Source organism: Telluria sp. ZB4P34 (genome assembly GCF_059686055.1).
This window is the reverse complement of the sequence record NZ_JCASIF010000010.1, coordinates 22617-46240: the sequence shown is the minus strand read 5'-3', so window position 1 is coordinate 46240 and position 23624 is coordinate 22617. Positions and strand designations below refer to the sequence as shown.

At 65.7% G+C, this 23624-nt stretch carries 23 protein-coding genes, 1 tRNA gene and 1 pseudogene; 13 read left to right on the top strand and 12 right to left on the bottom strand.

The window, feature by feature from the left end; translation table 11 throughout:
• The first annotated feature begins 28 nt into the window (after positions 1-28).
• From AC56KL_RS16420 to AC56KL_RS16410, 3 genes are read left to right on the top strand one after another with little or no spacing between them, the layout of a single operon-like run.
• A complete protein-coding gene (locus AC56KL_RS16420) occupies positions 29-616 on the top strand; it encodes a TerD family protein (RefSeq protein WP_497181235.1) in 588 nt (195 codons plus the stop codon).
• Between the two features lie 43 nt (positions 617-659).
• Positions 660-1550 carry a hypothetical protein gene (locus AC56KL_RS16415; RefSeq protein WP_497181234.1) on the top strand — a complete coding sequence of 297 codons (891 nt, stop codon included), beginning with the start codon at positions 660-662 and terminating at the stop codon, positions 1548-1550.
• Positions 1551-1581: 31 nt separating this feature from the next.
• Positions 1582-2106 carry a hypothetical protein gene (locus tag AC56KL_RS16410; RefSeq protein WP_497181233.1) on the top strand — a complete coding sequence of 175 codons (525 nt, stop codon included), beginning with the start codon at positions 1582-1584 and terminating at the stop codon, positions 2104-2106.
• 61 nt (positions 2107-2167) lie between these two features.
• Here the strand turns inward: AC56KL_RS16410 and gdhA are convergent, their stop codons facing one another.
• From gdhA to AC56KL_RS16390, 4 genes are all read right to left on the bottom strand, one after another.
• Positions 2168-3511, bottom strand: coding sequence for an NADP-specific glutamate dehydrogenase (gdhA, locus tag AC56KL_RS16405; protein WP_497181232.1), 1344 nt, complete (start codon positions 3509-3511; stop codon positions 2168-2170).
• Between the two features lie 243 nt (positions 3512-3754).
• Positions 3755-3830: transfer RNA gene (locus AC56KL_RS16400), tRNA-Phe, on the bottom strand.
• Positions 3831-3897: 67 nt separating this feature from the next.
• The gene (locus AC56KL_RS16395) at positions 3898-4467 is read right to left on the bottom strand and encodes a lipocalin family protein (RefSeq protein ID WP_497181231.1); all 570 of its coding nucleotides are present in this window, start codon (positions 4465-4467) and stop codon (positions 3898-3900) included.
• Positions 4468-4548: 81 nt separating this feature from the next.
• The gene (locus AC56KL_RS16390) at positions 4549-5034 is read right to left on the bottom strand and encodes an acyl-CoA thioesterase (protein WP_497181230.1); all 486 of its coding nucleotides are present in this window, start codon (positions 5032-5034) and stop codon (positions 4549-4551) included.
• Positions 5035-5184: 150 nt separating this feature from the next.
• Here AC56KL_RS16390 and epsC point away from each other — a divergent pair, with 150 nt between their 5' ends.
• Together epsC and AC56KL_RS16380 are read left to right on the top strand one after the other, a co-directional pair.
• Positions 5185-6114, top strand: coding sequence for a serine O-acetyltransferase EpsC (gene epsC / locus AC56KL_RS16385; protein ID WP_497181229.1), 930 nt, complete (start codon positions 5185-5187; stop codon positions 6112-6114).
• Between the two features lie 51 nt (positions 6115-6165).
• Positions 6166-6864 (top strand): alpha/beta fold hydrolase, encoded by a 699-nt coding sequence (locus AC56KL_RS16380; RefSeq protein WP_497181228.1) that lies wholly within the window; start codon positions 6166-6168, stop codon positions 6862-6864.
• Here the strand turns inward: AC56KL_RS16380 and uvsE are convergent.
• The 3 genes from uvsE to AC56KL_RS16365 form a co-directional block, all read right to left on the bottom strand.
• Positions 6861-7751, bottom strand: a complete 891-nt coding sequence (gene uvsE / locus AC56KL_RS16375) for a UV DNA damage repair endonuclease UvsE (RefSeq protein WP_497181227.1) — start codon at positions 7749-7751, stop codon at positions 6861-6863. The genes AC56KL_RS16380 and uvsE overlap by 4 nt on opposite strands.
• A 245-nt stretch (positions 7752-7996) precedes the next feature.
• On the bottom strand, positions 7997-8896 hold the full coding sequence (locus tag AC56KL_RS16370) for a CAP domain-containing protein (protein WP_497181226.1): 900 nt from the start codon (positions 8894-8896) through the stop codon (positions 7997-7999).
• 300 nt (positions 8897-9196) lie between these two features.
• Positions 9197-9424, bottom strand: coding sequence for a tetratricopeptide repeat protein (locus AC56KL_RS16365; protein WP_497181225.1), 228 nt, complete (start codon positions 9422-9424; stop codon positions 9197-9199).
• 237 nt (positions 9425-9661) lie between these two features.
• Between AC56KL_RS16365 and AC56KL_RS16360 the strand changes: the two genes are divergently transcribed.
• A complete protein-coding gene (locus tag AC56KL_RS16360) occupies positions 9662-10993 on the top strand; it encodes a GGDEF domain-containing protein (protein ID WP_497181224.1) in 1332 nt (443 codons plus the stop codon).
• 55 nt (positions 10994-11048) lie between these two features.
• Here AC56KL_RS16360 and AC56KL_RS16355 read toward each other — a convergent pair whose 3' ends face one another.
• Positions 11049-11558 (bottom strand): host attachment protein, encoded by a 510-nt coding sequence (locus AC56KL_RS16355; protein WP_497181223.1) that lies wholly within the window; start codon positions 11556-11558, stop codon positions 11049-11051.
• A 254-nt stretch (positions 11559-11812) separates the two neighbouring features.
• Here AC56KL_RS16355 and AC56KL_RS16350 point away from each other — a divergent pair, with 254 nt between their 5' ends.
• From AC56KL_RS16350 to AC56KL_RS16335, 4 genes and pseudogenes are all read left to right on the top strand, one after another.
• Positions 11813-12952, top strand: coding sequence for a branched-chain amino acid ABC transporter substrate-binding protein (locus tag AC56KL_RS16350; RefSeq protein WP_497181222.1), 1140 nt, complete (start codon positions 11813-11815; stop codon positions 12950-12952).
• A gap of 130 nt (positions 12953-13082) precedes the next feature.
• Complete coding sequence (locus AC56KL_RS16345; protein WP_497181221.1) at positions 13083-15152, top strand: M13 family metallopeptidase; 2070 nt, start codon at positions 13083-13085, stop codon at positions 15150-15152.
• Between the two features lie 107 nt (positions 15153-15259).
• A complete protein-coding gene (locus AC56KL_RS16340) occupies positions 15260-15535 on the top strand; it encodes an SWIM zinc finger family protein (RefSeq protein ID WP_497181220.1) in 276 nt (91 codons plus the stop codon).
• A pseudogene (locus tag AC56KL_RS16335) lies at positions 15514-15969 on the top strand (DEAD/DEAH box helicase); the annotation flags it as partial. The gene AC56KL_RS16340 and the pseudogene AC56KL_RS16335, both read left to right, overlap by 22 nt.
• A 53-nt stretch (positions 15970-16022) precedes the next feature.
• On the opposite strand, the gene AC56KL_RS16330 reads toward AC56KL_RS16335, so the two are convergent.
• The 4 genes from AC56KL_RS16330 to AC56KL_RS16315 all read right to left on the bottom strand — a co-directional run bounded on the left by AC56KL_RS16330 (position 16023) and on the right by AC56KL_RS16315 (position 19501).
• On the bottom strand, positions 16023-17357 hold the full coding sequence (locus tag AC56KL_RS16330) for a diguanylate cyclase domain-containing protein (protein WP_497181219.1): 1335 nt from the start codon (positions 17355-17357) through the stop codon (positions 16023-16025).
• 117 nt (positions 17358-17474) lie between these two features.
• Positions 17475-17855 (bottom strand): VOC family protein, encoded by a 381-nt coding sequence (locus AC56KL_RS16325; protein WP_497181218.1) that lies wholly within the window; start codon positions 17853-17855, stop codon positions 17475-17477.
• A 68-nt stretch (positions 17856-17923) separates the two neighbouring features.
• On the bottom strand, positions 17924-18898 hold the full coding sequence (locus AC56KL_RS16320) for an IS1595 family transposase (protein ID WP_497181217.1): 975 nt from the start codon (positions 18896-18898) through the stop codon (positions 17924-17926).
• 147 nt (positions 18899-19045) lie between these two features.
• Complete coding sequence (locus tag AC56KL_RS16315) at positions 19046-19501, bottom strand: fasciclin domain-containing protein (RefSeq protein ID WP_497181216.1); 456 nt, start codon at positions 19499-19501, stop codon at positions 19046-19048.
• Positions 19502-19745: 244 nt separating this feature from the next.
• On the opposite strand from AC56KL_RS16315, the gene AC56KL_RS16310 reads away from it, so the two are divergent.
• The 3 genes from AC56KL_RS16310 (at position 19746) to AC56KL_RS16300 (ending at position 23614) form a co-directional block, all read left to right on the top strand.
• The gene (locus AC56KL_RS16310; protein WP_497181215.1) at positions 19746-20285 is read left to right on the top strand and encodes a hypothetical protein; all 540 of its coding nucleotides are present in this window, start codon (positions 19746-19748) and stop codon (positions 20283-20285) included.
• Positions 20286-20356: 71 nt separating this feature from the next.
• Entirely contained in the window at positions 20357-21907 is a 1551-nt protein-coding gene (locus tag AC56KL_RS16305; protein ID WP_497181214.1) for an AbgT family transporter, read from the top strand.
• Between the two features lie 57 nt (positions 21908-21964).
• Positions 21965-23614: a M28 family metallopeptidase gene (locus AC56KL_RS16300; RefSeq protein WP_497181213.1), complete on the top strand. Its 1650-nt coding sequence runs from the start codon at positions 21965-21967 to the stop codon at positions 23612-23614.
• Positions 23615-23624 lie beyond the last annotated feature (10 nt).

Here is a 23624-nt window from a genome sequence, read left to right as displayed (position 1 = left end):
TAACATTTTCACCATAGAAGGAAAGCCCATGTCGACGACGCTCCACACCGGCCATCGCATCAACCTCGAAAAGACCGCTCCGGGTTTGCAGCGCGTGCGTATCGGCCTCGGATGGAAAGTCAACGCGGTCCAGGGCCAGCCGTTCGACCTCGATTCCTCGGTATTCCTGTGCAGGCGCGATGCGAGCGAGAATCCGGTCATGATCAGCAACGCCCACTTCGTCTATTACAACCACACCACCTCGCCGGACGGCGCGGTGGTCCACTCCGGCGACAACCGGACGGGCGACAAGGATGGCGACGACGAAGTCATCACCGTCGACCTGGGGAAGGTCGACGCCGAGGTGGTGGAGATGCCGATCGTCGTCACCATCCACGATGCCGAAGTGCGCAAGCAGACCTTCGGCCAGGTGACCGACGCCTACGTCAAGGTGTACAACGACGAGACCGGCGCAGTGTTGGCGGAATACGACCTCGATGCGGACTATTCGGACAAGACCGCGCTGCAGTTCGGCTCGCTGTACCGCAAGGATGGCGAATGGCGCTTCCAGGCCGTGGGCGCCGGCTTCAAGCTCAACCTGGCAAGCTTCATCCGCAAGCTCGGCGGCACCGTCTGAGTTCTGCCTTCCGATGTGCATGGCCGCGACAGCCACCTAGCCGATGACAGCGCCAACGCCCAAGGCATTCGACTTCGGCGGGGAGCCCGCGCTTCCTGCCGAACCAAGCGGTGCTCCGGCCGTGCCCCGTGCCTTCGACTTCGGCGATGCGCAGGAACCCAAGGCTGCGCCACCTGCCCCGGACGCCCCGCCCAGGGCGCTGTCCTTCGACGATCTTCCCCCGGCGCCGGCATCGAGCGTGCCGCCCAAGGCTGCGGCCAGGGTCCTGTTCGACAGCGACGATCACCCGGCGGTGCGCGACGCGCTGGCGATGGCGCACAAGGACTTCCCGGCCTTGTTCGATCAGGCGGAGCAGCGTCTTGCAGCCTTGTTTCGCCGCATCCTGCCGCTCAGGCTCTCGCTCGTCACGGAGTGGGCGGAGGAGCCGCTCATGGAGCAGGCCGCGCTGCTCCAGCCCATCACCGAACTGGTGCTGACATTTACCCGGATGGGCGTGCCTGCGCTGCTCGAGGCCGCGCTGGAAAGCACCCGGGCGCCGGCCGGCATGTTCGGCAAGCTGTTTCGTCGTCCGATGTCGCCCGCGCAGTACAAGCCGGCCTTGGGCGCGGCCCGCGCGCAGCTCCTGCAGCTCATTGCCGATAGTGACGCCGCCGTGCGCACGCTGGAAGAGTCGGCCAGGAACCTGAGCCTGCACGGGGCCGTGCTGGCCGTCGTATCGACGCTTGCCGGCGGCGCACCGGACGCTACCTTGCACGATGCGCTCATCCAGCGCCGCACGCTGATCCAGCAGGCAGTGCGCCAGGCCGAGCTGTCGGTGCTTCAAATGGGGCAGGTGCGCCAGCAGGCCGCCGACCTGGTGGCGCAAGTGTCGGCCTTCCTGACGGTGACCTTGCCCGCGCTCGAGATGGCGCAGGCGCAGGGCGGCGCCAGTTGAACAGTGCGGCAGGGCAGGGCGCTGCTACAATTTGCGCCAGCCTTTCGATGCCCATTTCTGGAGTACGCAAATTCTACGTTTCTTGATCGCAGCGGTAATCCGTCAGCCCAGGCTGACGGCCGCGCTTGCATTCCTGTTGCTGGCAGCCCTGGCCAGCACGATGACCTACACCGGTTTCCTGGTGGTCGGGGTCCTGGCCGACTATCTCGGCACGGGTCGGGTGGCGGCCGGCTTGCTGCTTGCCGCAGTCCTTGCACGATTCCCCTGGATCAGCAAAGGCAAGCTGCGCATCGCCGGGCTGTTGCCGAAACCGGTGCGCCGGCCAGTCATCGTGGGTTTATTGGCACTGTGCTTGCTCCACTTCCTGTCGCGCGGCGAGCTCGCGCCCGCAGCGTTTACGGGCTTTACGACGGTGTTTGTCCTCACCTTGCCCTGGTTGCGGCGCGCCCTGTTCGACCGCATGCTGGCGTCGGTCGCCAGATTTACCGGCAGACAGCCTCGCCAAGGCAGGGACGACACGGTGATCGACGGCGAGTTCAGGGAAAGGAAAGACTGAGGATCGATTGCCTCGGTTCGGAAAGGAAACGCCAACCTGCATGGGTTGGCGTCGAACCTGCTCAGATCACGCCCTGGGCCAGCATGGCGTCGCCGACTTTCACAAAGCCGGCAATGTTCGCCCCGTCCACATAGCTGACGCTGCCGTCAGGCCGTGCACCGTAGACCAGGCAAGCCGCATGGATGCCTTGCATGATCTGCAGCAGGCGGGCATCCACTTCCTCTGCCGGCCAGCGCATGCGCTCGGCGTTCTGGCTCATCTCCAGGCCCGAGGTGGCGACACCGCCGGCATTGCTGGCCTTGCCCGGTGCATACAGCACACCGGCCGCTTCGAAGGCCTTGGCCGCTTCGATGGTCGAGGGCATGTTGGCGCCCTCGGCCACGCACAGCACGCCGTTCCCAATCAGGACGGCGGCATCCGCAGCCTCCAGTTCGTTCTGGGTGGCGCAGGGCAGCGCCACGTCGACCGGCACGTGCCATGGGCGCACGCCGGCTTCGAAACGGCCACCGGTGCGTTCGGCGTAGTCGCTGACGCGGCCATACAGGTGGTTCTTCACGTCCATCAGGACGGCCAGTTTCTCGGCCGTGAATCCCGCCTCGTCGATGACGGTTCCGCTTGAATCCGATACCGTGACCACCCGGGCGCCCAGGGACATGGCTTTCTCTATTGCATACTGCGCGACATTGCCCGAGCCGGACACGCTCACGCGCAGGCCGTCGAACGAGCGTCCGCGCGTCTTGAGCATCTCTTGTGCGAAGTACACCGTACCGTAGCCGGTAGCTTCGGGACGCATCAGCGAACCACCGAAGCTCAGCCCCTTGCCCGTGAACACGCAGTCGGCCCGGTTGCTCAGCTTTTTCATCATGCCGGTCAGGTAGCCGACTTCCCGTCCGCCGACACCGATGTCGCCGGCAGGAACGTCGGTGTCGGAACCGATATGACGGAACAGTTCGCTCATGAAGGCCTGGCAGAAGCGCATGACCTCGCCCGGGCTCTTGCCTTTGGGGTCGAAATCGGAGCCGCCCTTGCCGCCGCCCATGGGCAGGGTGGTCAACGCGTTCTTGAAGGTCTGCTCGAAGGCGAGGAATTTCAGTACCGACAAGTTCACCGAAGGATGGAAGCGCAAGCCGCCTTTGTACGGGCCGATCGCCATGCTGTGCTGGATGCGGTAGCCGCGGTTGACCTGGACCTGGCCGTGGTCGTCCACCCACGAGACGCAGAACATCAGCACGCGTTCGGGCTCGACCAGCCGGTCGAGCAGGCCGTGCCCGGCGTATTTGGGATGCTGCTCGATGAAGGGCCACAGGCTCTCCATCACCTCGGTGACGGCCTGCAGGAATTCAGGCTGGCCCGGGTTGCGATCGGCAACTTGCTGCAAAAACTGATGTACAGAAGAATATTTCATCTTGGACCCCAAGGTCGGCGTCGGAATGCAGGCGGCTCGCCATCGATGCAGGTGCCGGACCTGAATGGCGAATACATTTGAACAGATGAACGCTGTGGCCGGCGTGCTGGTGGCCGGCGGCGCTTGTCACGGATGGGTCGGACCTTGCCGTGCAGGAGCGGCGCAAGCGTTGGAAAGGGTGGATGGCTACCCGAAAGACGGAAACGCCAACCTCATGGGTTGGCGTCTCGTTGATGCTGTTCTTGGTGGCCCGGGGCGGAATCGAACCACCGACACAAGGATTTTCAATCCTCTGCTCTACCAACTGAGCTACCAGGCCAAGGGCTCGAATTCTAGCACATGCCTTGGCGGGGTGGTAGTGCTTGCGTGAAACTGCCCACATGACCTCATTCTCCCTGCTTCGTGGGCGTCAGCCGGTTCATGTCCAGCCCCTGCGCCCTCAGGCGGCCCAGCAGGGCGTCGTAGGCGGCCGGGTCCACCTTCGGCGAGCGCGACAGGATCCACAGGTATTCGCGCTTCGGTTCGCTCACCGCGGCCAGCTGGTAATCGCGGTCGAGGTCGATCACCCAGTAGTCGCCCCAGACCATCGGCAGCCAGGACAGGATGGCCGGCGCGAAACGCACCTCCAGCCGCGGCGAGGTCGGCCCGCCCGGCTGGCGCGCGACGCCGCTGGCCGTGTCGGTGCCGCCGTCGGCGCGCCGGCAGCGGTTGAGCACGGCGACGCGGCCGTCCTGGCGCAGGCTGTAGGTGGCGGTGGTGAAGCCGACGCATTTGTCCTGGAACCGGTTGGGGAACTTCGCGATCTCGTACCAGGTGCCCATGTAGCGCTTGAGGTCGAGCGCGGGGATGGTGGCAAGCGGACGGGCAGCGGTGGCGGCCTCGCCGGCGGCGCCGGCCTCGAGCACGGGCAACAGAAGAAGAGAACATAGCAATGGCGCAAGCAAGGCAGGTTTCACGCGTGCTCCCGATGGGTTGGAACCATGATGGTAGCGGTGCGTGGCGCATGCCGACGCACGGGAGGGATGCCGCGGGCTGGATCAGGAGCGCGCCGCGGCCCGCTCCGCATGGCGGCGCTCGAGCGCCAGCCGGGCTTCCTTGCGGGCCTTGGCTTCCTCGTAGCGGCGCTCTTCGATCGGCGTGGACGGCTGCAAGGGCGGTACCGCCACCGGCTTGCGATCGTCGTCTACCGCGACCATGGTGAAGAAGCAGCTGTTCACGTGGCGCACCACCTGCGAGCGGATGTCCTCGGCGATCACCTTGATGCCGATCTCCATCGAACTGCGCCCGGCATAGTTCACCGAGGCCAGGAAGGTCACCAGTTCGCCGACGTGGATGGGCTGGCGGAAGGTAACCTGGTCGACGCTCATCGTGACGACGTAGCGGCCAGCATAGCGGCTGGCGCAGGCATAGGCGACCTGGTCGAGCAGCTTGAGGATGGTGCCGCCGTGGACGTTACCGGAAAAATTGGCTGTGTCCGGCGTCATCAGGACCGTCATCGACAGCTGGTGGGAAGGCAGGTTCATGCGGGACTCTCGGAAATAAGCTCGGCAGCTCGTCCACCCGATCTTACCGAATTGCCCAGCTCCATGCATATTGGCTCAACGACAATTTTCTTATATCTAAGTGTGATCTAAATCGTTTTCGCCCTTGCGCAAAGCGGTTAGGCTCGGCGAATGAACAGCGAATTCCCGACTTCCATGGGCTCCGTGCAGTGGCACCTGGGCCCCGTCATCGACGCCCTGCGCACCTCGCGCGAGTCGACCCACAACATCCGCCACCAGGGGCGCGTGCGCGAGCTGCCCTCGCGCGAGGTCCTGACCCAGGTGGTCAACGGCGTCGCGGCGGCGCTGTTCCCCACCCACTACGGGCGTCCCGACCTCAACGACGAGAGCATCGATTATTTCGTCGGCGACACGCTCAACGTCACGCTCGACCGCCTGGTGGGGCAGGTGCGGCGCGCGCTGCGGTTTTCTCCGGATGACGTCAACGGCGGCGAGGACGCCCTCGACATCGCGCTGGCCGAGCGGGCGCAGGCGATCACGCGCGCGTTCGCGGCCAGCCTGCCGGCCATCCGCGCGCTGCTGGTGTCCGACGTGCAGGCCGCGCTGGCGGGCGACCCGGCGGCCAGGTCGGTGGCGGAAATCATGCTGTGCTACCCGGGCACCATCGCCATCCTTTACCACCGGCTGGCGCACTGCCTGCACCGCCTCGGCGTGCCCTTCCTGGCGCGCCTCACCGCCGACATCGCCCATTCGCTGACCGGCATCGACATCCATCCGGGCGCGCAGATCGGGGCCAGCTTCTTCATCGACCACGGCACCGGCGTGGTCATCGGCGAGACGGCGATCATCGGCCAGCGCGTGCGCCTCTACCAGGCGGTCACGCTGGGCGCGCGGCGCTTCCCGGTGGACGCCGACGGCGCGTTGGTGAAGGGGGCGCCGCGCCATCCGATCGTCGAGGACGACGTGGTCATCTACGCCGGCGCCACGGTGCTGGGACGCATCACGGTGGGCGCCGGCTCGACCATCGGCGGCAACGTGTGGCTCACGCACAGCGTGCCGCCGGGCAGCAACGTGTCGCAGGCGCAGTCGCGCAACACCTGACGACCCTGCCGGGCGGGCGGCCCCCCGCGCCCCCTTTGCTATCATGGCGCGATGTCCATCCTGCTCGTACCCGGCTACATGGCCGATGACACCCTCTGGGACGACGTGCTCGGTCCGCTCGGCAGGTTCGGGCCGGTCCTCCATGCCGACCTGCGCCACGACACCAGCATCGAAGCGATGGCCGAACGCGCACTCGCCGCGGCGCCCGACAGCTTCATCCTCGTCGGCTTCTCGATGGGCGGTTACGTCGCCCGCGAGATCGCGCGCCTGGCGCCCGGCCGGGTGCGGGCGCTGGTGCTGATCGCCACCTCGACCCGCCCCGATTCGCCTGCACTGCGCCAGAGCCGCGCCAACGTCGGCAAGGCCGCGCCCTCGGTCGCGTTCTCGGGCCTGAGCCGGGTGGCGATCGCCACCTCGCTGCACCCGAAGCAGCGCGACAACGCGGCGATGATCGAACGGGTGCGGGCAATGGGCGTGCGCCTGGGCGGCGAGGTGTTCCGGCGCCAGTCGGCGATCGTGCGCGCGGGGGACCTCGGGCGCCTGCACGAGATCGCTTGCCCGACCCTGGTCGTGGCGGCCGGGCAGGACCGGCTGCGCAGCCGCGAGGAAGCCGAGGAACTGCATGCCGGCATCCCGGGCGCCGAGTTCGCCATGATCGAGGACAGCGGCCACATGCTGCCCATCGAGGCGCCGCAGGCGCTGCTGGCGGCCGTGCTGCCCTGGCTGGAGCGGGTGGCGCCGGCCCGCTAGGCGACCGCGGCGGCCGACCAGGCGCGCAGCCCGCGGATCGCTTCTTCCTTGAGCTTGGCCTCGATCTCGATATAGGGCGCTTGCAGGTAGGACGACGGCATGACCTCGATCAGGTCGGAATGCTGGCGGTCGTTGAAGCCTTCGCGGCCGTTGGAGATGTGCACCAGCTGGTGGTCCGGATTGGCCCAGGTGGCGCGCGCCTTCAGCAGCATTTCCCCCACGCTCGGGTCCTCGTAGCTCGACAGCTTCGCATGCACCACGTGATGGTGGGCGTCGAACACCATCGGCACGCCGGCGCGCAGGCAGATGTCGGCGATTTCCTGGGCGCCGTAGGCATACTCGTCGTTTTCCAGCCCCAGGCGGCAGCGGATCGCGTCCGGCAGGGCGGCGATGCGCTCGACCAGGGCGTCGGCGCGATTGCCCTTGCCGCCGTGAATCTCCAGCAGGGCCCACGGCGAGCGCGGCTGCTCCAGCAAGTCCATGATGTCGGCATGCATTTGCAGGATCTTGACGCTGTTCGCCACCACCCCTTCCGAATCGGAACTGAGCACCACGAACTGGTCCGGATGCATCACCAGCCGGATGCCTCGCTCGAGCGCGCGCCGGCCCGAACGTCCGAGCGTGGTGGCGAAGGGCGCCAGCACCTCGCGTCCGATATCCTCGTCCGCGAAGGGAAAGATCGAGGAGGGCAGGCGGTACAGCCGGATCCCTTCCGCCTCGCAATAGCGCAGGGCATTGTCGAGAGTCTGGATGTTGTCGCGGTACAGGTCTTCGAGCAGCTTGCGCTGGGCGTCGAGGCTGTGCTCGAGCAGGCGCTTGCGCGTGACCGTACGGTAGCGAACGTCCCTGGACGCGGTGATGCAGACGAGGCCGAGCTTGGGTTGCATGGGATGCCTGTAGTTTGACGCGGCAGCGCGCAGGGCCTGCCGCGTGCTGGTTTCTTGTGCGCACGCACTTTCGCATGCACATCCTGTCACGTTGCCGACCAGTCTATCCAAAGCGCGCGCCGATGCGCGTCCGGTTTGCCCTTCTGGACACATAGCGGCGGGACAGGCAAGGGACAGGCGGGACCTGGACAGAAGTCCGCCCCCCGAGGGACAGGGCCTCTACCGCATGAGCGCCAGGGGCCGGTTCAGCGGGGCTTGCCGAATACCTGAGTCCAGTACACGATGCCGCTGCGCTTTTCCGCGGCGACACCGTAGGCCGCGCCCATCTCGGTGAAGCTCGGGTTCATGATGTTGGCGCAGTGCCCAGGGCTGTCGAGCCAGCCGGCCATGGCTTCGTCAGGCGAGCTCTGGCCGAAGGCGATGTTTTCGCCGACCCGCTGCCAGGCGTAGCCGGCCCGCGCGGCGCGGTCGGCCGGCTGGCTGCCGTCCTTGGCCCGGTGGCTGAAGTAGCGCCGCGCCGCCATGTCCCGGCTATGGGCCAGCGCGGCCTCGCCCAGCCTGGGATTCCAGCTCACCGGCGGCGCCGGCGCGAACTGCTGGCTGCCGCAGCTGCGCGCGCTGGCGCGCGCTGCATTCACGCCCGCCAGGATCGCCTTGCCCGCCTCGTGCCAGTCGGGGAAGGTGTCGGAAGGCAGCGGTGGAGCTGGACGGGCCAGGATCACGGTCCATTCCTTGCCGTTGCGATAACTGCCCACGGCCGCAAAGCGCGGGTCGAGCAGGGTCCCGCAATATTTTTCCTGTAGCACCGCCATCGCGTCCTCCGGCGTTTCCGGGCCGCTCACGCTGACCGATGCGGCCAGGTCGGAGGCATAGCCGGCACGCTCGAGCGCGGACTCGATGAAAGTGGCGGGGCCGATGCGTACCCCGGCCAGCGCCGGGTGCGGCGCCAAGGCGTTCGCCGGCGCGGCCGTGCGTCCGGCACAACTGCCCGGCGCCATCCGGTAGGCATTGATCAGGGTGCCCAGCTGCTCGGCACCGTAGGCCGGCGACGGCACGGCCGCGGCCACGCCGGGCCATGTGGCCAGCGCTGCCAGGCAAGGCAGGGCGGCGCGCCCTAAGCGGCGCGCCTGGAGTAAAGCGCTCAACAAGGTCGGAAACAAGATCGATCCCCAGCCGCGTCGAAAGGCGGCCATGCAATGCTAGCGGATGCAGGCAGCAGCGTCGACACACCGGCATCACGGGAGCTGAAACAGCTGAAATGACAGGAAATTATTAGCAGTTAAATTAGCAGTTAAATTAGCAGCTAAGCAAGCCGGCCCCAAAGCAAAAACGCCGACCACAGGTCAGCGTTCTCAGGGCTGGACAGACGGCGTGACGCTTCTGTCGCACGCATCCACTATAGCAGTGCCGCCGGCGCCGACAAAGGACGCTACTGTAACAAGCTGCTACAGGCGCGTGAGCGCGGGACCGTCCGGTTCGCCCAGCAAGGTGGTGGCGAAGCGCTTCTGCGCCGCCGACAAGGCGGCCGTGTCGCCGCGCTTCCGGTAGACCTCGACCAGGCCGCGCAGTGCCCAGCCGTTGCTGGGCGTGCGCGCCAGCGAATCGCGGAAACACCCCTTCGGCTTGTCGAGGCCGCCCGTGCGCAGCAATGCCACCCCGAGCGACTGGCGCACGGCAACCTAAATGCACGCCCGTTTGTGGTACATCAAACTCGCCTATTCAAATCATCCAAGGCGGAGCGAGGCCATCGACAACTAGTTGTCCACAAACAACGTTGCCTTTTGCTGCGGACGAGGACACAATGATCATTCCTGCAATAATTTTGAGGGACGCAGGACGCAGGACGTAGGCCGGCTCGCAGCGCCGCGAGGCACCGGTATGCAGATCAGCCAGCAAGTCGAGGAAACATGATGCAAGCCGTACCGCTGTACAGGAACCATGTTCTGCTGTTATCCCAGAGCTTCTTCATCAAGGACAACCGGGACGAACTGCTCCTGCACGCCCACAAGTACGACTTCGACATCCTGTTCTTCGACGACGTGTCGCGCTTCGTGGAGGCAGTGGCCAGCGACGGCGGCGACAACCTCTACGTGATCGACCTCGACGCCCTGCACAATATGCAGGCCGACATGCCGGAGGGCCGCCGCACCCTGATGCTGGGCGAACTGCTGCAGCGCCTCCCTGCCGACCACAGCTACGTCTACCTGCAGAGCGCGCGCCAGGGCAGCCGTTTCCTCCTGCAACAGCGCCTGGTCGACAGCAATTGCCTGGCCTATGCCGAAAAGCCGATCGCCAACGACGTGTTCGTCGACAAGCTGTTCAACCTGTTCGTACAAAAGAAGCGCGGCGACCTGGTGCGCTTGGTGGTGCTCGGCGACGTGCCGGGGCTGGACGAGGCGGCGCTGCTGCAGCGCCGCGTCGAAGTCATTCGCCACCGTGACGGGCAGACCCTGCACCTGCGCGTCAAGGAGCTGCGGCCCGACCTGGTGCTGGTCACCGATCACGAATATGGACGCACCGGCGCCATCGTCCGCGTGCTGCAGAAGAATATCGAAGCCGACCCGGTGCGCGAGACCGCGCTGCTGCAATGCCGCCCGGATGCGGCACTCACGCGGCGCGCGCTGGCGGACGGCTTCGACACCGTACTGGCGACGGGCGAGCCGGGACTGCTGGAAGCCCAGCTGGTCAGCCGCGCCAACAAGATCCGCATCAACAAGGACCTGATCGGCAAGGACCGGGCCACCGGCCTGCTCAACAAGGTCGGCCTGCAGAGGAAGGCGCAGGACCTGATCCGCCGCGCCGCCCAGGAGGGATGCCCGCTGGCCCTGGGCGTGATCGACATCGACAAGTTCAAAACCATCAACGACACCTGGGGGCACTACTTCGGCGACATCGTCATCAAGCGCCTGTCGTTGACGCTGGCGCCGCAGATGGGCGAATGGGACCTGCTCAGCCGCTTCGGCGGCGAGGAATTCGTCATGGTGTTCTGGGATTGCGACCTGGAGCAGGGCAGGCGCCGGCTCGACGCGCTGCGCCAGGCCTTCTGCGCAATTCCCTTCGAGGTCGCTCCCGGCGACCTGCGCCATTTCTCCTTCAGCGGCGGCGTGGCCGGCTATCCCGAATACCGCAGCGAGAACGAACTGTTCCTGCAGGCGGACGCCATGCTCTACGTGGCCAAGCAGAGTGGGCGCAACCGGATTTGTGCGGAACAGGCCGGATTGCAGTATGCAATGGATCGCTGAATAAGAAACGCCAGCCGCAGCTGGCGTTCAGGACGCAATCGACTCCAGGGCAAGCCTACTCGGCGGTCTTGGCCTGGTGGGCTTTCAGCTGCTCCCGCAGCTGCTGCGGCCCCGAATGGGTATAGTCCTTGTTGTACTCGGCCTTGACCAGCTTCTGGACCGCGGGATCAAGCTTGGTCCGCAGTACGCCCAGAAAATCCGGCGAAGCGGAGATCAGCAGCTGCTGGTAGCGGCCGTCGTTCTGCGCCTTCAGCAGATAGGCCGCAACGTCCCGTGCGAACAGGTCGGCTGCATGCTGGTCCGGCGTTTGTGCCGGCTGGTACATGCTGGTTGGCGCGCCGGCCTGGGCATTATGCTGAAAGCCGGCGGGCTGGTGGCCGCCGACGCTGTGCCGGCTGTCGCCGGCGGCGCGTGGCCCGAGCCGGTCAGTCTCCGTATCGACCGTGCGCAGCTGGGCCGCGGAGTTGATCATGTCTTCGATTTCCTGTAGCGGTTCGGCCGAGCCGGACTCGGCGAAGAACCTTGCGCGGCCGTTATTGGCCGAAAGAATCCAGGTTGTTGGCATGCTACCCCCTGTCAGTAGTGAATTGTTGGTGTCGTCCGCAAGCGCCAGTGATTAATAGCGCACCGGAAACAAAATATGGCGCGGCATCGGCATGCATTCTTGCATGTCGATCAGGCTATGAATCCAGTATATCGCCGCTTCCGGAACCCCGGCGCACCGACGCCCCGACGCCGCCCTGCCGTGCGCACGCATGGCGGTTGGTTCCACGCCGGCACGGCAGTACAATCGAAGGCATCCAACCGAGAAAGGGTGCCATGCGTTCTGCCGCTGCCGTCTTGTCCTGCCTCTTGCTCGCCGCCGCGCCGGCCGGCGCCCAGACCGAAGTCCGGATCGGCACCGCCTCCCCACTGTCCGGACCCGGCGCCCACCAGGGCAAGGACATCGAGAACGGCGCCCGCATGGCGATCGATGACCTGAACGCCAGGGGCATCGCGATCGGCGGCCGCAAGATCAAATGGGTGCTGCAGCCGGAGGACGATGCCAGCGATCCCAAGACGGGAATGGTGGTGGCCCAGAAGCTGGTCGATGCCCGCGTGGCCGCCGTGGTGGGCCACCTGAATTCCGGACCGACCGTGCCGGCTTCAAAAATCTACGCCAGCGCCGGCATCCCGCAGATTTCCCCGGCCGCCACGACGCCGGTGTACACCAGCCAGGGCTACAAGACCGCCTTCCGGGTAGTGGCCAACGACAAGCTGATCGGGCGTACGCTGGCGCGCCATGCCCTCGGCGCGCTCAAGGCAAAACGCATCGCCGTGATCGACGACCGCACCGCCTTCGGCCAGGGCCTGGCCGACCAGTTCATGCGCGAAGTGCGCAGCAGCGGCGGCGCCACCATCGTCAGCCGCCAGTTCACGCACGACAAGGCGACCGACTTCAGCGCCATCCTGACCCAGATCCGCTCCCAGCGGCCGGACCTGGTCTTCTACGGCGGCATGGACGCGGTGGCGGGCCCCATGCTCAAGCAGATGAAGACCCTCGGCGTGCAGGCCAGGTTGGTGGCCGGCGACGGCGTCTGCTCGGAAAAGCTGCCGCTGCTGGCCGGCGACGCGCTGGGCGACGACAAGGTGTTCTGCGCGGTCGCGGGCGGCGTCACCGGCGCCCAGGAAGCCGCCTTCCATGCCTTCACCGAGCGCTTCCGCCAGCGCTACGGCACGCCGGTCGAGACCTACGCGCCCTATGCCTACGACGCGGTGATGGTGTTCGCCGGCGCGATGCAAAAGGCCGGGTCGACCGAACCGGCGCGCTTCCTGCCGGCGCTGGCAGCCATCCGCCATGAAGGCGTTACCGGCAGCATCGCCTTCGATCCCAAGGGCGACCTGCGCGACGCCGCGATGACCCTGTACACCTACCGCCAGGGCAAGAAGGTGAAGCTGCAGGTGGTGCGCGGCAAGTAAGGCCGACACGCAGGAGGCCTGTATTGACGGGCGTCCTGAAACAACATGCATACAAAAATGACCTTGGCATCCCTCCTTCAGTTGGATTAGGATCGTTCGGTTCCCAATACCAACAATCCTGGAGAGAGACATGAATCGTAAGCTGTGCAGCACCCTGATCGCGGGCCTGTTCGTGGTAGCGTCCCAAGCGGGCGCATATGAAGCGGCCCCCGCGGCCCCGGCGCCGTCGGCGGCGGTGGCAGGCGCGGCCTCCGGCATCGACGTCGCGGCCATGGACACCAGCGTGCGCGCACAGGACGACTTCTTCCGCTACACCCAGGGCAAATGGCTGAAGGACGTCGACATCCCGTCGGACCGTTCCAGCTGGAGCGCCTTCAGCATCGCCCAGGAGCGCGTCGAGCAGCAGGTCAGCGCCATCATCGGCGAAGCAGCAAGCCAGAAGAACGCCAGGGCCGGCTCGGAAGCGCAAAAGATGGGCGATTTCTACAACAGCTACGTCGACGAGAAGCGCCGCAATGAGCTCGGCCTGGCGCCCCTGAAGGGCGAACTGGAGCGCATCAGGGCCATCAAGGACAAGCGCGACATGGCTGCGCTGATGGCCCGCTTCGAGCGCATCGGCGCGGGCGCGCCCTTCGGCATGGGCGTCGGCCAGGACAACAGGGATTCGACCCGCTACATCGTGAGCGTTTCGCAATCCGGCCTGGGCATGCCCAGCCGCGATTACTACCTGCAGGACGAAGCGCGCCTGAAGGACACCCGCAACAAGTACCAGCAACACGTCGGCAAGATGCTGGCGCTGGCAGGCCACCAGGACGCCGAGGCCAAGGCGGCCCGCATCGTCGCGCTGGAAACCGAGATCGCGCGCGCGCAGTGGAGCGCGGTCGAGAACCGCGATCCGGTCAAGCGCTACAACAAGATGAGCGTGGCCGGGCTGCGCAAGCTGGCGCCGGGCATCGACTGGGACGTCTACCTGAAGGGTGTGGGCGTGGCGGGCAAGGCCAATGAGATCATCGTCAGCCAGCCGAGCTACATGGCGGCCCTGGACAAGCTGGTCGCTTCCACCCCGATGGATACCTGGCAGCCTTACTTCGAATTTCGCCTGCTGAGCGCCTATGCGCCCTACCTGTCGAAGCCCTTCGTGGACGAGAGCTTCGCCTTCCGCGGCGCGGTGCTGGGCGGCGCCACCGCCAACCGCCCGATCGACAAGCTGGCGATCGCCGAGATCAACCGCAACCTGAGCGAAGTGGTGGGCAAGGCCTACGTGGCCCAGCATTTCCCGCCGGAGCGCAAGCAGCAGGTGCTGGACATGGCGAAGAACTTCATCACCGCCTTCGGCGAGGGCATCGAGCAGCTCGAGTGGATGTCGCCGGAAACCAGGAAGCAGGCGCAGATCAAGCTTTCCAAGATCAACGTCAAGATCGGCTACCCGGACAAGTGGCGCGATTATTCCAGGCTGACGGTCGTGCGTGGCGACCTGGTGGGCAACGTGATGCGCTCGCGCGAATTCGGCCATGACTACGTGACTGGCCGCCTCGGCAAGCCGGTCGACCGCAGCGTGTGGAGCATGTCGCCGCAAACCGTCAATGCCTACTACAGCCCGACCCTGAACGAGGTCGTGTTCCCGGCCGCGCGCCTGCAGTACCCGCTGTACGACGCCAACGCCGAACCGGCGGTGAACTACGGCTCGGTCGGCATCTCGATCGGCCACGAGATCAGCCACGCCTTCGACGACAAGGGTTCGCAGTACGACGGCGACGGCAACCTGCGCAACTGGTGGACCGAGGAAGACGCAAAGCAGTTCGCGGCGCGCGGCAAGGTGCTGGTGGCGCAGTACGCCGGCTACAGCCCGCTGCCGGGCTACAACCTGAACGGCGAGCTGACCCTGGGCGAGAACATCGCCGACAACGCCGGCGCCATCATGGCCAGCCGCGCCTACAAGATCTACCTCAAGGGCAAGCCGGGTCCGACCATCGACGGCTTCACCGCCGAACAGCGCCTGTTCATGGGCCTGTCGCAGGCGCGCAAGGGCAAGGCGCGCGACGCGGCGCTGATCTCGCAGGTGAAGTCCGACCCGCACTCGCCGTCGGAATACCGCGTCAACGGCAGCCTGCGCAACCACCCGGGCTTCTACGAAGCCTTCGAGGTCAAGCCGGGCGACAAGATGTACCTGGAGCCGAAGGACCGCGTGATCTTCTGGTAAGCCTGTCCGCGTCGCGATCGCGTAGCCGGCGGTTTGTCCGCGCCGGCAACGCGGTCGCGCGCATCGGCGAGAATGCATGCTGTTCCTGCATTCTCGCCTGACTTATCATGCGCTACGCGCTCGAGGATATTACCCGCCAGTTCGACCCCGCTACGTTTTCGCGTGGCGAGCGCGATGCACGCCAAGGCATGGTCGTCGATGTCGACTTCTTCGACAATATGATGACTGGCGAAGTCGAAGGCAGTCATGGCAAAGTCTACGAGCAGACGATCCATGTCGAGGCAGACCGCCATGGCATGCGCTTCGACAGCGACTGCAGTTGTCCAGTGTGGGGGGCGGAGGCTGCAAGCATGTCGTGGCCGTCCTGGTGTTCTCGCAATTGACCAGCATGCTGGCCTTGATCGCGGAAGAATTACGCGCACGTGCCGTCGAGTTCGTGTTGCTCGCCGGCGAAACGGAAGATCGCGCTGCGCCAGTCGCCGCCTTCCAGCAGGGACAAGCCCCGGTATTCCTGATCAGCCTGAAGGCAGGCGGCGTCGGGCTCAATCTGACCGCGGCCGATACGGTCATCCACTACGATCCATGGTGGCACCCGGCCAGCGAAAACCAGGCCACCGACCGTGCCTGGCGCATCGGCCAGGAGCAGCCGGTGTTCGTCAATAAACTGATCGCCCACGGTACGCTCGAGGAAAAAATCCAGGACATGCAGCGGCGCAAGGGCGAACTGGCGCAGGCTTTGCTGGATGCCGAAGGAGGCCTGTCGCCCGCCATAGGTGCGGACGACCTGCAGGCAATCTTCGCGCCATCGGCATCCTGAGGGGAGCGGCGCGCCTGGCCGTCGATGCGGCGCCGGGCTGATGTCGCGCGGGCTCAGCCGGGAGCGGCCGTTGTTTCGGGCGTGCCGAACGCGGATTGCTTGGCTTCGTACATGTCTTGGTCTGCACGCCACATCAGCTGCTGGATGCTGTGGCCGTGTTCGGGATAGCAGGCGACGCCGATGCTGGCCGACGCCGCCAGTACCAGGCCGTCACCGAGCTCGAAGGGCGCGGACAGCGCCAGGCCGATCTTGTGCACCAGGGGCGCCGTGTCCGCGGGCAAGACGAGATTCTCCATCAAGATCACGAACTCGTCGCCGCCCAGCCGCGCCAGCGTGTCGCTGCCGCGCACGCAGGCGCCGATGCGGCGCGCGACCTCTTGCAGCAGGCGGTCGCCGGCCAGGTGGCCATGCCGGTCGTTGACCTGCTTGAAGCGGTCCAGGTCGATGAACAGCAGCGCCAGCCGGGTATGCTGGCGCTGGGCGCGTGCGAGCGCCGAGCCGAGCCGATCGTGGAACAGGCGCCGGTTGGGAAGCCGCGTGAGTTCGTCGTGCATCGCCATGTGGTGCAGGCGGGCCAGCAGCTGCTTGCGCTGGATGGCGGCGGCAAGCTGGTTGGCCACGAACATCAAGAGGCTGCGATCCTGGCCGCGGTATGCGGCGCCTTCGCTGCCGCTGTGCAGGACAAGCACGCCCAGCTTGCCCTCCGTGGCCAGCAGTGGAACGCCCAGCATGCACACGCCCGGCGCCGGCGCCGGACCATCCGCGTCCTTCGTGGGCGCCAGCAGCAATGGCTTCTGCCTGGCCAGGACGTCTTCGCACAGCTGTTGCATGGGCGTGTCGAGCACCGGATCGCCGGCCCGGTAGGCAACGCGCAGCGCGCCGTCCGGACCATCGGATAGCGCGACTGCGCACCCGGCCGCGGACAGCAGGCCGCCGATGATCTGGTGGCTGCGCCGGAACAGGCCCGGCAGGTCGTCGTTCGCATGGGCTGCTTCGGATAGCGCATACAGGGCTGCCTGCATGGCCTCCGCCTGCTTCAGCTCGGTGATGTCGCGGGCGACCGCCACCCGCACCTGATCCGCTTCCGACCAGCGCGCCGACCACATGAGGTGGACGATGCCGCCGTCCTTTCGCAGGTAGCGGTTTTCGAAATGAATGTGGGGCTGGCCGTTCATGACCGCCTGGGCGGCGGCCAGGGTACGCTCGCGGTCGGCAGGGAAGACCAGGTCGGCCACCGTTCGGCCCACCATTTCCTGCTGGGTGTAAGCAAAGATGCGCTCGCAGGCGGCGCTGACGAACAGGAACTTGCCGCTGGCATCGACCACGCAGACCGCGTCGAGCAGGAGCTCGGTGAAACTGCTTACCTGAGCATCGATTGGATATTCCATGCGCAGTATTCTATAGGGTGCTGGGCCCGAGGGCGACATGGCGTGATTTTATTTCACCCGACTGCCATGTCCGGCCGGCTGCCGGGATGCAAGCGCGAGGCGCGGCTGCCGGCAGGATCAGCCGTTCGCCGCCCCGGCTGCCTGGATCAGCTCGATGCGGTTGCCGAACGGGTCCTCGATGCCGGCGCGACGCCGGCCGCCGACCTGGACTTCTTCGCGTACTGTGACGCCGCGCTCGCGCAGCAGGGCGCAATAGTCCTCGAAATCCTCGACGATGAAGGCTGGATGGGCTTTCGTGGCCGGCACGAAACCAGCCTGGCCGCCGATGTGCAGCTGGGTGGCGCCGGTCACGAACCAGGCGCCGCCCGAGGCGTTCAGCGGCGCGGGCTTGGGGATCTCGGCAAGGCCGAGCACGCCGCCATAGAAGGCGCGCGCCGCGTCATCCGCGCCTGGCGGAATGGCGACCTGGACGTGGTCGATACCGGCGATATGGGGCATGGCTTCTCCGCGGTGAGTGGTCGATGCGGCATTATCGCATCGCTGCGGCTGGCAATAAAAAGGCGCTGTCAGCGATATATATTGATGACCCGGATCGCAATACGCAGCAGTTGCTCCGCGGTACTTACCCGGTTGCCATCGAGCGCCCGGCGCCAGCCCAGGTAGTTGGGCAGGTAACGCGAGGCCACGCCCCGAAACCGGCTCAGCCATTGCCGGAAGCGCTGGTGGTAGCTGTTCACGTTCTGCACGTGGATGGCGCCGGCAGCGCCCCGTCGAACCCGCACGCCGGCACGCAGGTTGACCGCCTCGTGCGCGATGCCGTGCTTACGGGCGAAGCTGCGGTACGCCGCATGCGCGTCGCTTACCAGGAGCACTTGCCGATCCAGCCTGGGCAGCAGGTGGCGCTCCAGTTGCGGCGCCGTCAGCGCGCCGCGGCCCGTTACAGCGTCGACGGTCTGTCCGCTACGGTCGCGCGCCACCAGTATGCAGTCGAGCTCGCGTGAAATGCCGCGCCTGCCCGCCTTGCCGCCGCGTTTTCGCGCTGGCCGGTCCAGCTTGCGCGAGCCCTTCTGTGATTCCAGCAAGAACATTTCATCGGCCTCGACGATGCCACTGAGCTGCCGCGGCTGGTCGTCCCTGGGCCGCTGCAGGAAACGGTGGCGCCAGCGAAATGCCGTGTTGCGGTGCACCCCGACCTGGCGGGCGCTTGCCCGCACCGACTTCGATTCGAGCATGGCGCCCAGGTAATCCAGCCATTTGTCGCGCAGCCGCAGCCGTGCCAGCGGCGTACCGCTTAAGTCGTTGAACGTGCGGCCGCAGGCGCGGCAGCGGTAGCGCTGCAGGCCGTTGGCCTGGCCGTGCCGGTGGTATCGGTCACAGGCGCAACTTGGGCAGCGCCGCGCTGCCGCGCCGATTTCGGTGATGAGCGAGACTACCTGGTCGAGCCCGGCGGCCGGTTGCAGGGCCGCGAGCGTCTTGAGGCGCTGGGGGACATTCAGCGCAGGGAGGTTGGCAAACCACTTCGTGAACTGAGGCGATCGCATGCTCGTTTCCCGTCTGTCGTGACTGGTGTTCGACAGCGGATTGGCTCAGCAGTTCCTCTCTCATCCATACATAGCGTTGACAGCGCCAATAAAAATGCCGGCCAGCGTCGCTGGCCGGCATCCGCCTGGGGGAGGCTTGTACGGCGCTTATTTCGGCATGATCACCGAATCGATAACATGGATGACGCCGTTGTCGGCTGCCACGTCGGTCTTGACGACCTTGGCCTTGTCCACGGAGACCGTACCGCCCTTGGCGCTGACCATCAGGCTGCTGCCTTCCACGGTCTTGACCGCGCCCGGCTTGACGTCGGCGGCCATGACCTTGCCAGGCACCACGTGGTAGGTCAGCACCTTGGTCAGGGCTGCCTTGTCCTTCAGCAGGGCGTCCAGCTTGGCCTTCGGGATCTTCGCGAAGGCTTCGTCCGTCGGGGCGAACACGGTGAACGGGCCCGGGCCCTTGAGCGTGTCGACCAGTCCAGCCGCCTGCACGGCCGCGATCAGGGTGTTGAAGCTGCCTGCCGATTTTGCCGTGTCCACGATGTCTGCGGCATGTGCTGCGGACAGGGAAAAGACCAGCGCTGCGCCAAGTACCATTTTTTTCATGTTGAGCTCCTTGAGTTGGGTGAACCGATGTTCAATGTTCAATTTAGGTGCTTTGAACAGGTTTGTCCATCGTTGAACCGTTTAATATTGCACAACAGCGGTTCATATATGCTTCGGCTGTGGAGTTGAACCGACTGTTGAGATTTGGTGAACCGCATTTGATGCAGCAGCGTCTGCTCCGGGACATGGAATTTACTGTCGAGCTGCTGTGCTACTCTTGAGCTTTGTTTCACTGGTGATCGTCATGACGAAGTCCATGTTTTCCACGCTCGCGCTTGCCGGCCTGCTTGCCGCTTGCGCCACCGCGCCGCCGCCGGACGCGCGCGACCAGTTCATGGCCACGCTCCAGGGCATGTGTGGCCAGCACTTCGAAGGAGGGCTGTCGTATGCGATCGACCCCAAGAGCGAATTCGCCAACAAGAAGATATCGACCGAAGTCGTCTGTACGGCAGACGGCGTGCGCATGCCGGTGCGGGTCGGCGAAGACCGCTCGCGCACCTGGATCTTCACCCGTCCGGCTGCCGGACTGGAGCTGCGGCACGACCATCGCCACCCGGACGGCACGCCGGACAGGGTCACCATGTACGGCGGCATGGCAAAGGATGGCGGGTCGGCGCGCGCGCAGTCTTTCCTTGCGGATGACTACACCGCCAGGCTCGTGCCCGGCGCCGAGACCAATGTCTGGACCGTCAGCCTCAGCGAGGATGGCAAGGTGCTGACTTACCGCCTGAACCGGCATGACAAGCCGCGCGCGGAGTTCGTGCTCCGGCGCGTCGCCGGCTGAAGTTTCTACAACATCATTCACATCGTTGAACACAAGGGTAAGCAATGCCTGAACAAACGCAAACTCCTGCCGTGAAAACCGGCGCACTCAACCGCATCCTGAACGTGATCGAAGTGGTCGGCAACAAACTGCCCGACCCCGCGATCCTGTTCGCCCTGCTGCTGGCCGTGGTCGGGCTCGTGTCCTGGGCCATGTCCGGCATGGTGTTCAATGAGGTCGACCCCAGGTCGGGCCAGGCGATCCAGGTCAAGAACCTGCTGGCGCCCACCGCCCTGACCGACTTCACCTCGCGCATGGTCAACACCTTCGTCACCTTTCCACCGCTGGGCGTGGTTCTGGTAGCGATGCTGGGACTGGGCGTGGCGGAGTACACCGGCTTCATCAACGCCGGCCTGCGCAAGATCCTGTCAATCACGCCGAAGCTGATGCTGACGCCGGTGCTGGTTGCTGTCGGCGTGCTGAGCCACATCGCCGTCGATGCGGGCTATGTGCTGGTGATCCCGCTGGGGGCCGTCATCTTCTATGCTGCAGGGCGCCATCCGCTGGCAGGCATCGCGGCCGCCTTCTTCGGCGTGTCCGGCGGCTTCTCGGCCACCTTCTTCCTGCCGTCCAGCCTCGACCCGCTGCTGTCCGGCCTGACCCAGGTCGCCGCGCGGCTCTCGTCCGACCCTGCCGCGGCCTCGATCGTCATCAATCCCCTCAATAATTTCTACTTCACGACGGCATCGCTGTTCCTGGTAGTGTCGGTCGGCTGGTTCTTGACCGACAAGCTCATCGAGCCGCGCCTGAAGAAAACGGCGGCCATCGACGCCGATCCGAAAGACTTGCCCAAGATGGATGCCTTGCAGCCCAATGAGCTGAAGGGATTGCGCTGGGCCGGCATCGCGATGGTCGCCAGCCTGGCCTTGCTGGTCCTGTCGATCGTGCCGGAAGGCTCGGCATGGCGGGCGCCGGACACGCGCCAGATCACGCACGCCTCGGCGCCCCTGATGCAATCCATCGTTCCGCTCATCTTCATCTTCTTCCTGATTCCGGGCGTGGTGTACGGCTACGTCGCCGGCACGGCGAAGAACCACCGCGACATCGTCAAGGGGATGAGCCATGCCATGAGCGGCATGGGTTACTACGTGGTCATGGCCTTTTTCTGCGCACAATTCATCTTTGCGTTCGGGCAGTCCAACCTGGGTGCGCTGCTGGCGATCAAGGGCGCCTTGTGGCTGAAGGAAATGGCGTTCCCAATGGGCGTCACCCTGGCAGGCATCGTTCTCCTGACGGCGACGGTCAACCTGTTCGTCGGCTCGGCGTCCGCGAAATGGGCGCTGATCGGCTCGGTCATGGTGCCGATGCTGATGGAGCTCGGCGTGTCGCCAGACTTCACCCAGGCCGCTTACCGGGTGGGCGATTCCTCGACCAACATCATCACGCCGCTGCTGCCTTACTTCCCACTGATTATCGTGTTCTGCCGCAAATACGTGCAGTCGACCGGCATCGGCACCCTGATCGCCCTGATGCTGCCATATTCGGTCGCGATGCTGGTGCTCTGGACCTCGTTCCTGCTCGGGTTCTGGGCGTTGGACATTCCGCTGGGGATCGGCTCGACCTATACCTATCCGGCCTCGTGACAGGCGGCAGCCTGTGCTACTGTTTTACCTGCTACACATTACACAATGGAGACCGTGTTGAAATACGCTACGTTTGTTCTGATGGGCCTGGCTGCAGCCGCCGCGCAGGCCGCCGAAGGTCCGCGTTTCGATCCCAAGCGCCTGGCGCAGGACGTCAAGGTATTGTCCTCGGACGAATTCGAAGGCCGTGCCCCGAATACGGCCGGCGAAACCAGGACCGTCGACTACCTGGTGCAGCAGTTCAAGGCTGCCGGCCTGCAGCCGGGCGGCGACCTGGTGGGCGGTAAGCGCGCCTGGACCCAGGACGTGCCGCTCGGCCGCTTCGAGATCAAGGGACCGGTGAAGCTGACCCTCACCGCAGGCGGCGCCAGCCGCGAGCTGAAGCAGGGGCCGGACATGGCCGTGCGCGCCTCGATGAGCGGGCTGAAGCAGGTGTCCTTCAAGGATGCGCCGCTGGTCTTCGTCGGCTACGGCGTAACCGCGCCGGAACGCAAATGGGATGACTTCAAGGGCATGGACCTGAAGGGCAAGCTGGCGGTGGTCCTGATCAACGACCCGGACTTCGAAACCGGGAAGGGCGACTTCGGCGGCAAGGCCATGACCTTGTACGGCCGCTGGACCTACAAGTACGAGGAAATGGCGCGCCGCGGCGCGCTCGGCACCATCATCGTGCACGAGACCGCGCCGGCTTCCTACGGTTGGCCGACGGTGCAGAACTCGAACACCAACGTCATGTACGACGTGGTGCGCAAGGACCCGCGCAAGTCGCATGCGCCGATGGAAGCCTGGATCCAGCGCGACCTGGCAGCTTCCCTGTTCAAGTCGGCCGGACTCGATTTCGAAGCGGCCAAGAAGCAGGCCCAGACGCGCGACTTCAAGCCGGTCGAGCTGAAAGGCGTCAAGCTGTCGGCCGACTACACGACCGAGTCCCAGGTCGTCACGTCGAAGAACGTGGTGGCGATCCGCGAAGGAAGCAAGCAGCCGAAGCAGGTCGTGATCTACAGCGGCCACTGGGACCACCTGGGCGTGGGCCAGCCGGACGCCAAGGGCGACAAGATCTATAACGGCGCCGTCGACAACGCGACCGGTATCGCCGCCATGCTGGAACTGGCCCGCGTCTACGGCAAGGGGCCGGCGCCGCAGCGTAGCGTCGTGTTCCTGGCGGTGACGGCGGAAGAGAAGGGCCTGCTCGGCTCGGAGTACTACGCGTCGAATCCGCTGTATCCGCTCGAATCGACCGTGGCCGTGATCAACATGGACGCCCTGAGCCCGCACGGTCCGGCGCGTGATTTCACGATCTCGGGCAGCGCAAAACTGGAGCTGCTCGACCAGCTGACGGCCAAGGCGAAGGGCTGGAACATGAGCTACTCCCCGGATCCGAAGCCGGAAGCTGGCTACTTCTTCCGTTCCGACCACTTCCCGTTCGCCAAACGCGGTGTGCCGGCGATTTCCTTCGGTTCGGGCAAGAACTGGGTCGAGGGCGGCACCCGGGCCGGCATGGCGGACGAAACGGCGTACACCGAGAAGCATTACCACCAGCCCGCCGACAACTTCGACCCACGCTGGCCCTTCACCGGCCTGGCCCGCGACCTGGAGCTGCTGTACGCACTGGGCGCCGACCTCGCCAACTCGGGCAGCTGGCCGAACTGGGCGCCGGAGTCGGAGTTCCGCGCCCCGCGCGACAAGTCCGCAGCGCAGCGTAAATAACATCGCTGTA

What these genes read in the sequence shown, in the direction of transcription:
- AC56KL_RS16420 (WP_497181235.1), top strand. Translation starts at nt 29, where the DNA reads ATGTCGACGACGCTCCACACCGGCCATCGCATCAACCTCGAAAAGACC.
- AC56KL_RS16415 (WP_497181234.1), top strand. Translation starts at nt 660, where the DNA reads ATGACAGCGCCAACGCCCAAGGCATTCGACTTCGGCGGGGAGCCCGCG.
- gdhA (WP_497181232.1), bottom strand. Translation starts at nt 3,511, where the DNA reads ATGAAATATTCTTCTGTACATCAGTTTTTGCAGCAAGTTGCCGATCGC.
- AC56KL_RS16390 (WP_497181230.1), bottom strand. Translation starts at nt 5,034, where the DNA reads ATGAACCTGCCTTCCCACCAGCTGTCGATGACGGTCCTGATGACGCCG.
- epsC (WP_497181229.1), top strand. Translation starts at nt 5,185, where the DNA reads ATGAACAGCGAATTCCCGACTTCCATGGGCTCCGTGCAGTGGCACCTG.
- AC56KL_RS16380 (WP_497181228.1), top strand. Translation starts at nt 6,166, where the DNA reads ATGTCCATCCTGCTCGTACCCGGCTACATGGCCGATGACACCCTCTGG.
- uvsE (WP_497181227.1), bottom strand. Translation starts at nt 7,751, where the DNA reads ATGCAACCCAAGCTCGGCCTCGTCTGCATCACCGCGTCCAGGGACGTT.
- AC56KL_RS16360 (WP_497181224.1), top strand. Translation starts at nt 9,662, where the DNA reads ATGCAAGCCGTACCGCTGTACAGGAACCATGTTCTGCTGTTATCCCAG.
- AC56KL_RS16355 (WP_497181223.1), bottom strand. Translation starts at nt 11,558, where the DNA reads ATGCCAACAACCTGGATTCTTTCGGCCAATAACGGCCGCGCAAGGTTC.
- AC56KL_RS16350 (WP_497181222.1), top strand. Translation starts at nt 11,813, where the DNA reads ATGCGTTCTGCCGCTGCCGTCTTGTCCTGCCTCTTGCTCGCCGCCGCG.
- AC56KL_RS16345 (WP_497181221.1), top strand. Translation starts at nt 13,083, where the DNA reads ATGAATCGTAAGCTGTGCAGCACCCTGATCGCGGGCCTGTTCGTGGTA.
- AC56KL_RS16340 (WP_497181220.1), top strand. Translation starts at nt 15,260, where the DNA reads ATGCGCTACGCGCTCGAGGATATTACCCGCCAGTTCGACCCCGCTACG.
- AC56KL_RS16330 (WP_497181219.1), bottom strand. Translation starts at nt 17,357, where the DNA reads ATGGAATATCCAATCGATGCTCAGGTAAGCAGTTTCACCGAGCTCCTG.
- AC56KL_RS16325 (WP_497181218.1), bottom strand. Translation starts at nt 17,855, where the DNA reads ATGCCCCATATCGCCGGTATCGACCACGTCCAGGTCGCCATTCCGCCA.
- AC56KL_RS16320 (WP_497181217.1), bottom strand. Translation starts at nt 18,898, where the DNA reads ATGCGATCGCCTCAGTTCACGAAGTGGTTTGCCAACCTCCCTGCGCTG.
- AC56KL_RS16315 (WP_497181216.1), bottom strand. Translation starts at nt 19,501, where the DNA reads ATGAAAAAAATGGTACTTGGCGCAGCGCTGGTCTTTTCCCTGTCCGCA.
- AC56KL_RS16310 (WP_497181215.1), top strand. Translation starts at nt 19,746, where the DNA reads ATGACGAAGTCCATGTTTTCCACGCTCGCGCTTGCCGGCCTGCTTGCC.